This is a genomic window from Cupriavidus sp. SIMBA_020 (genome assembly GCF_046535395.1).
In the GTDB taxonomy this organism is placed as follows: domain Bacteria; phylum Pseudomonadota; class Gammaproteobacteria; order Burkholderiales; family Burkholderiaceae; genus Cupriavidus; species Cupriavidus campinensis.
On the sequence record NZ_JAWRWU010000003.1, the window covers coordinates 193,070 to 206,261 of the forward strand.

Sequence of the window (13,192 nt, forward strand, 5' to 3'; positions counted from 1 at the left end):
ATGGCCACCATCCGCAACGATTCCGGGCCGATACCCATCCGCCCGCGCCACGCCATTGCCGAATTCACCGCCGTGCTGTGGCAATTGCGCTCGATCCTGATTTTCCTCGGCGGGCTGTTCGTCCTGCTGTCGCTAGCGATGTACTACGTCGGCGGCCCGGTCGATGCGGGCAGCCGGTCGCCATCGTCGCTCGGCGGCACCTTGTATTTCTGTGCGATCACGTCGCTGACGATCGGCTTCGGCGACGTCGTCCCAACCACCGCCCTGGGCCGCGTTCTCGCGGTGGCGCTCGGCGCGCTGGGCGTATTGGCGATGGGCGTCATGACCGCGGCGGCCGTGCAAGCGATCCAGGCTGCGGCGAGGCGAACGTTGGGGTGAGGGGTCATGCCCCGCCGATAGTCAGCGCTCACCTAGCCTGCTAAAGCAGGCGCAGCGTCCTGCGTTGGCGGGTCGCAACACACCCTCCTTCGCCATCCGCGACATGACGGGGTGTCGGTGCTACGGTCTCGCTCCAATTCGGCGTGACGCCGCACCTTCCCTCCCATCATGACGCTCACACGACGTGCCCTGCAGTTGCTGTTTGTTGCAGTCTGGACTTTCCTTGCCATGCACTCGGCAGGCGCGGCGGAAGGTGCCGCGACGCCCGGCGCCGGCGGCCACCCGATGACCGATATCGCGCTGAGCCGCGAAGGCGCGGATCGCCAGTTGGCGGGCAATCCGGCGGTGCGGAAATGGCTGCAGGCTGCAGAGGATGATGCGGAGATCCGCAAGGGGCTCACTGACGAGGAACTGCAACCGAGGTTGAACCGGGTTGCCAGCGAGGGATGCCGCCACTGCGAGATGACGCGGAACCTGACGCGCCTCGATAGTCAGACGCGGATGTCCTACTTGCGGAGCGGCATGCCATTGCTGTGCCGCCGCAATGCTCCAATTGGCGAGGCGGCGTCCATCGACCTGGATGCGGCCTACCGCGTGTTCTATCTCGGCCTTCAGGCCGAAGCCAGAGACGTTTCCCACGCACGATTGACGGCCGAGCGCACGGCGGCGCTGGAGCGCACGTTCGCTGCCAAGACACTCGAGGTTGCCGCCAAGATGCCTGGCGGCGTCCAGAAGCTGATCGATCTGGGTCAGAAGGACATTTCCGACGAGGACGCGGCGTGCTTTGTCGACGCCGTTGTGCGCGCCACGGTCGCCCAGATCGACGAAGCGGATCGCGACGATCTCGTGCTCTACCTGCTCGGCGGCCGGGCGCGCGCCGAACGCCCCAAGACTGCCGCGCTGCCCGCGCCTTTCAAGAGCAGCCGGGATGTCCTCGACGCCGACTTCACCCTCTCCGCCATGCCTCCCGCCCTCCGCAAGCAAATGACTTCGCTCGGCGGCAAGATGCCATTCAAGCAGGTGGAGACGCATTCGCTTCTCTCGATCAAGGCCGGCGAGCGATCGGACTATATCGAGATGAAGTCGGTGTGCACGGTGGTCAAGGCGCCGATCCTCCAGTGCTTCCAGGAGGCAAGCACGATGGATGACATTCCCTATTTGGGCAGCTTCTACCTTGGGGACACCTTCCCATGGACCAAGAAGCAGCAGGATTACGTGCACGGCGCCAAGACCATGGACCCGCCGCAGTACTCCATGCTGAGCGAGCCGGCGCAGCGTCCGGTCACTGTGAAGCCGGACGCCCGGATGACGTTCTCGGTGTCGTCGTGGCGCGGGGAAGCGACCGGCGCGCCGAAGCAGGAAAAGGTGACCTGCCGGACCGGCGGGCGCTACGCGGCAAGCCGGATCCTGCCGACACTCACCGGCATGGCCATCGACATGGCTTGCACGGTGACCGAGAGCGGCGCCGAGACCAGCCGCTACACCTTGTCTTATGTCGAAGACATGCGCATCAGCCTCATTCGCTCCTGGGTCTACCCGGAAGTGACCTACGTGTCGACCTACGAGTCTATCGAGGCGAAGTGATCGCCTGCAGCCGCTCGCGCGCGTAGGCGCGCACCATGGGCGACAGGCGGAAGCGTGGGCCGCCCTCGCTGGTGTCCCCGGCTGCCGCCGATACCAGCGACTGCGCCACCAGTGCTTCCAGCACGTCCGCCGCTGCCGCGCTGTCGATGCCATCCGCGCCGATGGCCGCCTCGGCAGATGCCAGCGTGAACGTCCCGTCCAGCACCGACAGCCGTTGCAGCGCGGTCTGTTCTGGCGCGGACAGCCGGACGTACGACCAATCCAGCGATGCCCGCAGCGAGCGCTGGCGTTCCTGCGGGCTCCGGCGTCGGGCTTCGAGCAGGTTGAAGCGGTCGTCGGCCTGATCGAGCAGGCCGAGCACGCCGAACGCGGCCACGCAGCCGGCGGCCAGTTCGATGGCCAGCGGCAGGCCGTCGAGCCGGCGGCAGAGCGCGGCGACGACCGGGGCGTCGCGGTCGGTCAGCGTGTAGCCGGCCCCGCTGGCCTGCGCGCGGGAGGCGAACAGCTGCACCGCGCCGAAGGTCAGGGCGCGGGCCGCATCGATCTCGCCCTCAGGAGGCAGGTCCAGCGGCGGCAGCCGCAGGCGGTGTTCGGCGGCGGCACCGAGGGGGTGGCGGCTCGTGGCCAGCACCGCCACGCCGGGCGCCTGCGCCAGTTGGGCGAGCAGGGCGGCCACGGCTTCCGGTGCGTAGTCGCAGCCATCCAGCACCACCAGCAGCCGATGGCCGGCCATGGCGTGGCCGAGCGCGTCCATCCGCGCCGCGCCGAACGCGGCGGCGAGACCCTGTGCGGGGTCGGGCAGCGTGCCGAGGTCCAGGAAGCAGATCCCATCGGCATAGTCCCCCGCCAGCCGCTCGGTGGCGGCCAGCGCCACGGTGGTCTTGCCGATGCCGCCGATGCCAACCAGGGTGACCACCCGCCCCGGCTGCACCACCGCCTGCACGCGGGCCACCTCGGTATCGCGCCCGATGATGGCGGTGAGGCGGCGCGGCAGCACGCGCGCGGCCGGTATGACCTGCGCCGCCGGCGCGGCCCCCTCGTCCACGACCTGCACCATGCCGTCGAAGCGGTAGCCCTGACCCGGGACCGTGACGATGCCCGGCCCCTCCGGGCCCAGCACGCGCCGCAGATGGGCGATCTGCACGCGCAGGCTGCTGTCCTCCACCACCATGCGCGGCCACGCCACGGCGGTGAGGGCATCGCGGGAGACCACGTGCCCGGCGTGCTCGACCAGCGCGGCGAGGAGGTCGAAGGCGCGGCTGCCCAGCGTCACCGGCACGCCGTCCGCCACCAGCTCGCGCCGAGCCGGCCGCAGCAGGAAGGTGCCAAAGCGGTACGCGCGCCCGGCCGCGCCGTCAGGGTCGGTCTTTGCCATGGTTGCCTTCGTCATCCGCGCGCCTGCGTGGTGGCTGCGTCGTTTGCGGCAGAGATGGCCTGCGTGCTGGCCGGCGTGCTGGTGTAGTACGCCAGCACGGCCTGCGCGTCCCGATAGTCGCGCGTGCCGCGTCCTTCGGGCATGCGCGCGCAGATCGACGAAAGCAGGTCGGCGGCGCGCACACTGTCACCACCCTGGTCCAGTTCATGACGCACCCGGGCCAGGCTGGTGGCGGCGCGCAGCGCCCAGGCCCTTGCGCCCTGCGCGCGCGCCACGTCCAGCGCTTGCTCGAAGGCCGCGGCGGCGGCCAGGCGGCCCGCTTGCGTGTGCCGATGCGGGTGCGCCTCGGCGGCCACGCGCCGCACTTCGGCCATGCACCAGCCGGACTTGCCCGCCACCGCGCGCGTGATGGCCAGCGGCGTGACGAAGCGCGCGCCGAAGGTGGCGTAGAGATCGGCCTGTTTGCCGCCGGTATGGGTGATCCGCGCTTGCAGGTGGCGGTGCGCGTCGGCGTCCGCGTCCGCGTTTGTGGGGGCTGGCGTGCCGTCGCGCAGCGCGAGCGCGGCGTCGAGCATCTCCACCCAGCCATGCCACGCCACCAGCGCGTGGCGCAACGAGTGCTCGCGCAGCCGGTTGGCGTAATCGGCCAGCGCGGTTTCGTCGCCGCGCCACAGCGCGATGGGGCAGGCCGCGAAGGCCAGCGCCTGGGCCAGTGCCAGCGGCATGTCGGTGAGCGCGTCTTCCACGCACTGGGCGACCAGCGACGCGGCGCTGTCCGCGTAGCCCTCGATCCACAGCGTGCGCGCCTCGACGATGCGCATGCAGACGCGGCGGTCCACCAGCGCGGTGAGGTTGTCCACGGGCCGCACCAGCGGGCTCGGATGCGTGCGCACGTGCCGCGCCAGATGCCGCGCGGTGCCGTGGTCGCCCAGGTAGTGGTGCGCCAGCGCCAGCGTGTGCTCGGCCCACAGGCGGGCCATCGCGTCGCCGTCCTGGTCGGCCAGTGCGCACATGGTCTCGGCGTGGTGGCGCCCGGCGGCGTAGTCGCCAGACGCCAGCGCGATCATGCCGATGCCGGCCAGTGCCTGTTGTTGCGCCCCCGATTGCGGCCCCGATTGCGCCAGCGCGGCGGCGTCGCGCAGCGCGCGCTGGTAGGCGTCCTCGGCACCGGCGGCCACGCCGCGCGTGTGATAGATCAGCGTGCCCAGCGCCACGCGCAGCCGTGTGGTCAGCGTGGGGTCGAGCGGCGCCGCGCCCTCGTCGGCCAGCGCCAGCGCGCGCGCCGTGTAGCCGCAGAATTCGTCGAGTCGGGAGAGGAAGTAGCCCAGCGGCAGCGCGGCGATGATCAGCGTGGCGCCCAGGGCGGCGTCGCCGTCCGGGGAGAGCGCCCAGCCGATGGCGGCGCGCACGTCGTCGATGGCGTTGCCGTAGCGCGCGGCCCATTCGGCCTGCGTCAGCGTCGGCTCGTCGGTCCAGGTGGCGCGCAGCGCATCGCGCCAGTGCAGCGCGTGACGGGCCTGCAGGTCGCGTAGCGCGCCGCCCCGGGCCAGCCGTTCCAGCGCATAGGCGCGCGTGGTGGCCAGCAGGCGGTAGCGCACCACGCCTTCGCTGGCATCCACGCTGACCAGCGATTTGGCGACCATCGCCGCGATGCCGGTTTCCACATCGCCACGGCTGATCTCGGCGTCCACCAGCACCGCGCGCGCCCAGGCCAGCGTGAATTTGCCGGTGAATACGGCCAGCCGCGTGAGCACCACGCGCTCGGTGGGCGGCAGCACGTCGTAGCTCCAGTCCAGCAGCGCGCGCAGGGTGCGGTGGCGCGGCTGCACGATGTCGCTGTTGTCCGCCGACATCTGGAAGCGGTCGTCCAGCAGCCGGCGCAGATGGGCCACGCCGAAGGTTTCCACGTGTGCGGCGGCCAGCTCGATGGCCAGCGGCATGCCGTCGAGGCTGGCGCAGAGCATGACCACGCCGGGCGCATCGGCGTCCGGCAGCTGGAAGGTGTCGGCGCTGTGGATGGCGCGCTCCACGAACAACTGCACGGCCGGGTAGTGCATCGCCTCCGCCGCGCTGATTTCGTTGCGGGGGGAGGGCAGGGCGAGCGGCGGCACGCGCTGGACCCATTCGCCCTCGCATTGCAGCGGCTCGCGGCTGGTGACGAGCAGGTGGACGTCCGGCGCCCCCTGCAGCAGCGCCAGCACCAGCAGGGCCACGGCGTCGATCACGTGCTCGCAACTGTCCAGCACGATCAGCATGCGCCGGTGCCGCAGCGCGTCCACCAGCGCCGCGCGCGCGGTGGGGCCGGCCGTCATGCCGAGCGTGGCGGCCAGCGCGGCGTCCACCAGTCCCGGGTCGGCCACGCGGCCCAGATCCACGAAGCGCACGCCGTCCGCATAGGCCGGCAGCAGCCGCTCGGCCATGGCCAGCGCGATGGTGGTCTTGCCCATGCCGCCCGCGCCGCACAGCGTAAGCAGGCGCCGCTGCGGCAGGCTCTGGGCGAGCGCGGCGATCAGGGTTTCCCGGCCGATCACGCGGGTCACGCGGGCCGGGAGGTAGGCGTCATGGGCATCGTGGGCGGGCGCGGCGGGGAAGGTGCCGGGGGCACCCTGGGTGGTGGCGCGCGCCACCGGCGCGACGAAGCAGTAGCCGCGTCCGGCCACGCTGGCGATGTAGCGCGTGCCGCCCTGGCCGTCGCCCAGCACCTTGCGCAGCGCGCCCATGTGCACGCGCAGCGTGGCTTCCTCCGCATCGCCGTCAGGCCAGGCATAGGCGATCAGCTCGGCCTTGCCCACCACCTCGCCGGCCCGCTCGACCAGCGCGGCCAGGATGCTGCGCGCACGCGCGCCCAACCGCACGGGGCGGCCGGACTCCAGCAAAAGGCGCTGCGCGATATGCAGCGTGAACGAACCAAAGGCGACCGGTAGGTCGGCCCTGGCGGCAGGGGCGCGGCTAGTCAAGATGAGTTCCTCGCCGGCGGGGGCGAGCCGGACGAAGCGCTATTTTGAATGCCCTCGGCGCGATGAGCAAATCCACCGCACGGTGGAGAGCCAAAAAAAAATCGCCCGGCACGTCCTTGCGGGCGTGCCGGGCGGCGCTGACGATGCGCGTGAGGCGTGTCACATTCCGTGACGGCCGCACGCCCGCGCGAGCGCGGCGGTGTTACTCGGTGTTACTTCTTGGCGCCGTCGGTGTACGGATCGGGCTTGCCGGTCTTGGCGCCGTCCAGGTACGGGTCAGGCTTGCCGCTCTTGGCACCCGAGGTGTACGGGTCCGGCTTGCTCGGTGCGAGGTCGGTCTTGGTCGACGACTTCGCGCCGTCCGTGTACGGATCGAACTTGCCCGACTTGGCACCGTCGGTGTACGGATCGGCCTTGCCGACCTTGGCGCCTTGCGTGTACGGGTCCACGGGCTTCTGTTGGGCGTGGGCCAGCGGCATCGCGACAACGGCAGCGGCGGCGATCAGGCTGGAGATAAGGGTCTTGCTCATAGTGGGCCTCGCGGGATGGGGCGCGATTCAGGTACCTGCCTCGACTGCGCCCTCAACAGCTTCATAAGCCATCGGGCAGGTGGCGCGATGTGTCTCTACCAGCATACTGACATTTCAGTATATGCATCAACCGTGCCGATAGAGATATGCGTAAAACGTCGCATCAAGGCCGTGCGTTGCAGAAAAGACCGTGTAAAGCCGGGGCATCTCACCGGCCCCGATGACGGTTTTCAGCCACTTTTGCCCTTGCGGGGCGTCTCGCGCACGGCCACGGCCGGTACGTCGACGATGTCACCCCCGGACGTCGCCACGGCGGCGATATCGGGCATCACGGGCATGGCCGGCAGCAGCGTCGGCAGGCCGAACATGCCGAACATGCGGCCCCAGCTGTCGAGCCACGTGCGCTGCATGGCCGCGCCCTGCTCCAGCATGGCGGTGGCGTAGTGCATCGGGATCGAAAGGAAGGGCATCTGGTTGGACCACTGCCGCGCGTACAGTTCCTCGGGGTCTTGCGGCATGAAGCAGGAGGCCCAGTCGAACTGGGCTTCGTCCATCCAGGACTTCGCGAAATCGGAGTTCAGGCCCATCATCTTGCGCCAGTTCTCGATCATCTTGTCGTCCAGCGCATAGGCGCCCTGGAATGAAAAAGCGGGGAAAGGCCACAGCGTCGGTGGAAAGCTGTTCATGGTGGAAAGCTCCGGTGGATACCTTGGGTGGAAGGTGAGTCCTGCGCAGGGGTTACCTACATGCTCATCCAGTATCGTCGCGCGGTCAACCGGCATATGGCTGACTTCCGTCAAGTTTGGTGATCCTGGCCCGCTTTGTCTGCCCAAGTGGCCCGGCACAGGCACAATACCGGCTCCGCGTGACAGATCTGGGATGAAGACGATGGAATTGCGCCAATTGCGCTACTTCGTGCATGTGGTGGAGTTGGGCAGCATGGGGCAGGCGGCCCAGCGGCTGGGCGTGGTCACGTCCGCGCTGAGCCAGCAGATCAGCCGGCTCGAGAGCGAGCTGTCCACGCGGCTGCTCCAGCGCACCTCCACCGGCGTGGTGCCGACCGACGCCGGGCTCGCCTTCTGGCGCCAGGCCCAGCTGGCGCTGCGCCACGCCGATGACGCCGCCCGCGCCGCGCGCACCGCGCGGCTCTCCGGCCATGTCAGCGTGGGCATGGCGCCGAGCACGCTCTCCGTCATGGGCCCGCCGTTCATGCTGGCCATGCGCGAGCGCTACCCGGATATCCGCCTGCATCTGGTGGAAAGCCTCTCCGGCAACCTCGCCACGATGATCGGCGCGCGCCAGCTCGACCTCGCCGTGCTGTTCCAGCTCGAACCCGGCCAGCGCTGGAGCGTGGTGCCGCTGCTGGAGGAGCGGCTGTTCGTGATCGCCCGGCCAGACCAGCCGGGCTTGCCGACCACCGATCCGGTGCATCTGGAGGCACTTGACGGCCTGCCGCTGATCCTGCCCAGCAACGCCCATGGGCTGCGCGCGGTGCTGAACGCGGCCTTCGCGCGTAGCGAGCGCGCCCTCAACGTGGTGGCCGAGATCGACGGCCTGGCCGTGCTGATGGATGCCGTGCGCGCCGGCCTTGGCGCGACCATCCAGCCCGGCGCGGCCGTGGCGCGGCATCTGGGCGAGCCGGGCGAACCGTTGGTGCTGATCGAGATTGCCGATGCGGGCGTGCGCCGGCCCAACCTGCTGGTCAGCCTGTCCGACGACGAACTGTCCCCGGCCGGCCTGGCCGCCCGCAGCGTGCTGGACAGCGTGGCGCGCGGGCTGGTGACGGCGGGCCGCTGGCCCGGGGCGACCCTTCACAAATCCTGAAGACCTCCCGCCGGTGCGGGGCTGGTTGTGATGCGGACGTCTCAGTACAGTGGGGCGATTACACATCCAGAAGATCCCCCCGGAGACCCGCATGACCATCCGCATGCCGCGCCGTGCCGTGCTCAAGGCCTGCCTTGGCGCCGCCGCCACCCTTGCTGCCATCCCCGCCGTTCCCGCCTTCGCCGCCGATAGCTGGCCGTCCAAGCCGATCACGCTGGTCGTGCCGTTCGCCTCGGGCGGCACCACCGACATCATCGGCCGGGCCGTGGGCCAGAAGCTGGGCGAGGCGCTGGGCCAGCCGATGGTGGTGGACAACCGCCCCGGCGCGGGCGGCACCATTGGCGGGTCCATCGTGGCGCGCGCCAATCCGGACGGCTACACCTTCCTGCTGGCCACCGTGGCGCACACCATGGCGCCCGGCATCTACAAGACCCTGCCGTACGACTTCCAGAAAGACCTGGAGCCCATCGGCATGGTGGCGTTGACGCCGAACGTGCTGCTGGTCAATCCGTCGATTCCGGCCAAGACCGTGCCGGAGCTGATCGCCTATATCAAGGCACATCCGGGCAAGGTGAACTACGGCTCGGCGGGCATCGGCAGCACCGAGCACCTCTCGGGCGAGCTGTTCCGCGCGGCCACCGGCACCGACATCGCCCACGTGCCGTACAAAGGCGGCGCGCCGATGATGACGGACCTGATCGCCGGCCAGATCCAGATGGCCATCGAGACCAGCCCGTCGGCCAATCCGCATGTGAAGAGCGGCAAGGTGAAGGCGCTGGCGGTGACCACGGCCAAGCGCTCGGCGGCCTATCCGGGCGTGCCGACCGTGGCGGAAAGCGGCGTGCCGGGCTACGAGGTGACCACGTGGTACGCGCTGATGGCGCCGCACGGCACCCCCGAGGCCGTGCGCCAGCGCATGAGCACCGAGTTGGCCAAGGTGCTCAAGCAGCCGGACGTGCAGAAGCGCTTCGAGGAACAGGGCGTGACCGCCGGCGACATGACGCCGCCGCAACTGGCCGGCTTCATCAAGACCGAGACCGTCAAGTGGACCAAGGTGGCCAAGGACTCGGGGGCCAAGGCGGAGTAAGCGCCCAACGCGCCTAGATCGACCGCCGGATCTCCGCCACGCCGAACGCGGCCAGCGCGAGGCCGGTGACCCGGTCGATCCACTGCCGCACGCGCTGGCCCAGCGCGTGGCGGGCGCCGGTGACCATCGCCACCAGCACGCACCACCAGGCAATCGACCCGCAGAACACACCGAGCACCGTGGTCAGCGCGATGGGGGTCGAGAACGGCCCGCGCGGCGCCAGTGTGGCGAACAGCGCGGCGAACATGATGATGGTCTGCGGGTTGGTCAGCGTCAGCAGCAGGGCGCTGGCGAAGGCCCGGCGCCGCGAGCCGTTGCCGCGCAGCGTGGCCACGGCCTCGGTCGGGGTGTGGAAGAACGTGCGCAGGCCCAGGTAGACCAGGAACAGCCCGGCCGCCAGATGCAGCGGCTTGTCATAGGCCAGCATGAACTGCGAAATGCCGACCAGCCCCAGCGCCGCCACCATCCCGTAGACCGCATCGCCACAGGCAATGCCGAGCCCGATCGCCAGCCCGGCGCGGGGCCCCTCGGCCAGCGTGCGGCGAATGCAGAGCATGCCCATCGGGCCGACCGGGGCGGCCACCGCCAGGCCAACGCCGGCAGCGGTCAGGAACAGGGTGGGCAGGGACATCGGGCCTCCTTTTTTTATCGATGTATTCGGGGTGGGTGGGTTTGCCGGTGATTCGTGTCAGGCCGGCGCTGGCGCCGCCGGCGCGGCGTTCTTGCTCAGGAACTGGGCCAGTTCCGCGGCCGGCAGGGGCCGCCCGAACAGCCAGCCCTGCCCGTAGTCCACGCCCTGCTCGCGCAGGTAGTCGGCCTGCGCGCTGTCCTCGATGCCTTCGGCCACCACCTCCAGCCCCAGCGAGCGCGCCATGGCGATGATATGCGGCGCCACGGTGCTGGTGGCCGCCTCCTGCCCCATCGTATCCACGAACGACTTGTCGATCTTGAGCGCATCCACCTTGAAGCTCTCCAGGTAGGAGAGGCTCGAGTACCCCGTGCCGAAGTCGTCGATATAGACCGGATGGCCGGCATCCCGGAAGGCCTGGATGGTGTCGCGCGCCACGTCCGGCTCCAGGAAGCCGCGTTCGGTGGCCTCGATGCGGATCTGCGCCGGCGCGATGCCGGAGTCCCGCAGCCGCGCGTTGAGCACGGTCAGGAAGCGCCGGCTCTTCAGGTCCTCCGCGCCCACGTTGATCGAGACATAGAACGACGGATGCCGCCGCAGCAGCGTGCCCAGCTCGGTCAGCACGATCTCCAGCACCTGATCGGTGATCTGCTGGATCAGCCCGGCGTTCTCGGCCATCGGGATAAACAGGTTGGGGCGCACCAGCCGGCCATTGCGCCGCCAGCGCACGAGCGCTTCCACGCCCACGCAGCGGTTGTCGGAGAGCGCGACGATGGGCTGGTAGTGCACCGCCATCTCGTGGCGCCGTACCGCGCCGCGCAGCTCGCCCTCCAGGCTGAAGCGCCGCGTGGCGCGCCGCCAGACCAGGATGCCCAATGGCACCCCGGCGGCCAGCCCGACGATCAGCCCGCCCACCAGCAGCGCGCGCCAGTTGGTCAGCAGGGCCGCGCGCGGGGCCAGTACCACCACCGCGAAGGGCATGTTGCGTGACTTGCGCAGCACCACGGCGGCATCGTCCTCATGCCGGGCGGCGCCGCCGGGGCCATAGGCATGGTCGGCGTAGGCGCGCTGCAAGCGGGCGAGATTGGCGCCCTGCGTGGTGGCGAAGATGCGGCCGGCGTCGGTATGCACTACGGCCAGCATGCGCGTGTCGCGGTCCACCACATCGACGAATACCTGCGGATCGATCGACACGTGGTTGCCGTTGCGGCCCATCAGGATGGTCCGGCGCGGCGCGCTGAAGGGGTTGGCGAGGTCGAACCAGAAGTCGTAGCCATCGGGCGTGCGCCAGTCGGGCGGTGGCAGCGGCAGGGTGCGCGCCTGCACCGGGCCCAGCAGCGCCGAGCACAGGCGCCGGCCCCGGCCATAGACGCCGGCGTCCTGGAGGAAGCGATAGCTGTAGGTGATGCGCCGGAGTTCGACGAGATTCGACGGGGAGCAGGGCTCGTCGCGGAGCTGCTCCATGTCCTGGATGGCGCTGATGGCCTGGGTCATGACCGCCTCGCCGCGCCGCAGCGCCGCGTCGGCGAACACCGCGAGTTGGTCGGCTTCGCGCCGATTGGCCTCCAGCTGCGCCATGAACACGCCGATTCCCACCGGGAACAGCGTGGCCAGGGTGGCCAGGGCAATCGTCAACGCGAGAAACCAGCTGCGCTGCATCGGAGAACATCCCCTCCTGGAGAACCGCGCTGAACGCGGCGCTCCCAAGGATGCGCCGCCCCCCATGATGTGCCGGATCGTCAACGCCCGGCTGATCGGCAGGCCATCGGCCCGCCCCTGGGGAGCATAACTAACAATTACGGGTCATGTCTGGCCATTGCCGTGGATTTTGCATTTTTTCCATGGCAGGCATTGATGGAGACCTTGGGCCTCGGGCGGACAGCGGACAGCGGCCGGGCTACAGCCGCACGCCGGGGATCAGCGCGGCGGCGCGGGCGCTGCCGGCAGCCGGGGCGGCCTGCTCGCCCTGGCCCGGCGGTGGCGGCGGGCGGCGGCCATCGCGGGACATCGGCGGCGGGCCCGGTGGCGGATGGTCGGAAAACCCCTCGCGCGGGGCCGTGCCGGCGGGGTCCACCACGAGCGTCAACGTGGCCACGTAGCGGTCGTGCGCCTCGCGCACGGCGCCGAGCACGGTCTCGCCGGCCATCAGCGCGATGCCGTCGTTGCTGTTCAGCGTGCCGCGCACCTGCCGGCGCCGGTAGGCGGGGAGCTGGCTATACAGATACTCGTTGAGCGCATCGGGCAGGAAGCACTGCGTGGTCAGGTGCGCCCGGCCGGCCGGGTCGAGCACCTTCATATGCAGATGGGTGGCGCGCCCGGCGTACCAGCCGGGATAGATCGTGCGGAACATCGCCACGCCATCGGCGCCCACCGGCTGGCTGCCGCGCAGGAAGGTCTGGCCGCGCGTGCTAATGCGCTGGCCCTTGTCGTCGTGCTGCCCGTCGTGCTGCCCGTCGCGCTGGCCGTCGCGCTGGCCGTCATAGCCCGAGTACACGCCGGCGGCGTTGCAGTGCCAGAGATCCACGCGATGGCCGGCGAGCGGGCGGCCCTGCACATCCACCACGGTGAAGCGCACCTCCAGCGGCACGCCGGGCTGGCCTTCGGTGATGTCCTGCCGGATCTTGCCCGCATCGAAGTAATACGGGCCCTCGGTGGTCTGGGCGGTCAGGGGGAGCGTGGCGGCGGTGGCCGGCCGGGGTTCGGCGGCGGGTGCCACGCGGGCCAGCGCGGTCAGGCCGGCGCTGCCCAGGCCCAGCGCCAGCAGGTGGCGCCGGCGGGGGATCGATGCTGTCGATGGTGGCGAGGCAGGAGAGTCGGGCATCGCACGCT

General features: G+C 70.2%; 11 protein-coding genes. 4 read left to right on the forward strand and 7 right to left on the reverse strand.

The genetic code is table 11. The annotated features are described in order from the left end of the window. Both SB751_RS07805 and SB751_RS07810 read left to right on the forward strand, forming a co-directional pair. Positions 1-378, forward strand: coding sequence for a potassium channel family protein (locus tag SB751_RS07805; protein ID WP_211943983.1), 378 nt, complete (start codon positions 1-3; stop codon positions 376-378). A gap of 168 nt (positions 379-546) precedes the next feature. Continuing rightward, positions 547-1,962, forward strand: a complete 1,416-nt coding sequence (locus tag SB751_RS07810; protein ID WP_211943984.1) for a hypothetical protein — start codon at positions 547-549, stop codon at positions 1,960-1,962. On the opposite strand, the gene SB751_RS07815 is transcribed toward SB751_RS07810, so the two are convergent. The 4 genes from SB751_RS07815 to SB751_RS07830 form a co-directional block, all read right to left on the reverse strand. Then, positions 1,946-3,337 (reverse strand): ATP-binding protein, encoded by a 1,392-nt coding sequence (locus SB751_RS07815; RefSeq protein ID WP_410747916.1) that lies wholly within the window; start codon positions 3,335-3,337, stop codon positions 1,946-1,948. The genes SB751_RS07810 and SB751_RS07815 overlap by 17 nt on opposite strands. 11 nt (positions 3,338-3,348) lie before the next feature. Next, positions 3,349-6,294, reverse strand: a complete 2,946-nt coding sequence (locus SB751_RS07820) for an ATP-binding protein (RefSeq protein WP_410747917.1) — start codon at positions 6,292-6,294, stop codon at positions 3,349-3,351. A gap of 212 nt (positions 6,295-6,506) precedes the next feature. Continuing rightward, complete coding sequence (locus tag SB751_RS07825) at positions 6,507-6,824, reverse strand: hypothetical protein (protein ID WP_144203014.1); 318 nt, start codon at positions 6,822-6,824, stop codon at positions 6,507-6,509. A 230-nt stretch (positions 6,825-7,054) separates the two neighbouring features. Then, complete coding sequence (locus SB751_RS07830; protein ID WP_144203012.1) at positions 7,055-7,510, reverse strand: polyhydroxyalkanoate granule-associated phasin; 456 nt, start codon at positions 7,508-7,510, stop codon at positions 7,055-7,057. A gap of 202 nt (positions 7,511-7,712) precedes the next feature. Between SB751_RS07830 and SB751_RS07835 the strand changes: the two genes are divergently transcribed. Both SB751_RS07835 and SB751_RS07840 read left to right on the forward strand, forming a co-directional pair. Next, the gene (locus tag SB751_RS07835; RefSeq protein ID WP_144203009.1) at positions 7,713-8,648 is read left to right on the forward strand and encodes a LysR substrate-binding domain-containing protein; all 936 of its coding nucleotides are present in this window, start codon (positions 7,713-7,715) and stop codon (positions 8,646-8,648) included. Positions 8,649-8,739: 91 nt separating this feature from the next. After that, positions 8,740-9,735 carry a Bug family tripartite tricarboxylate transporter substrate binding protein gene (locus SB751_RS07840; RefSeq protein WP_144203006.1) on the forward strand — a complete coding sequence of 332 codons (996 nt, stop codon included), beginning with the start codon at positions 8,740-8,742 and terminating at the stop codon, positions 9,733-9,735. A gap of 13 nt (positions 9,736-9,748) precedes the next feature. Here SB751_RS07840 and SB751_RS07845 read toward each other — a convergent pair whose 3' ends face one another. The 3 genes from SB751_RS07845 to SB751_RS07855 all read right to left on the reverse strand — a co-directional run bounded on the left by SB751_RS07845 (position 9,749) and on the right by SB751_RS07855 (position 13,184). Then, positions 9,749-10,366 carry a LysE family translocator gene (locus SB751_RS07845; RefSeq protein ID WP_211943987.1) on the reverse strand — a complete coding sequence of 206 codons (618 nt, stop codon included), beginning with the start codon at positions 10,364-10,366 and terminating at the stop codon, positions 9,749-9,751. A 57-nt stretch (positions 10,367-10,423) separates the two neighbouring features. Then, positions 10,424-12,022: an EAL domain-containing protein gene (locus SB751_RS07850; RefSeq protein WP_144203001.1), complete on the reverse strand. Its 1,599-nt coding sequence runs from the start codon at positions 12,020-12,022 to the stop codon at positions 10,424-10,426. Between the two features lie 238 nt (positions 12,023-12,260). Continuing rightward, on the reverse strand, positions 12,261-13,184 hold the full coding sequence (locus SB751_RS07855; protein ID WP_410747918.1) for an intradiol ring-cleavage dioxygenase: 924 nt from the start codon (positions 13,182-13,184) through the stop codon (positions 12,261-12,263). Positions 13,185-13,192 lie beyond the last annotated feature (8 nt).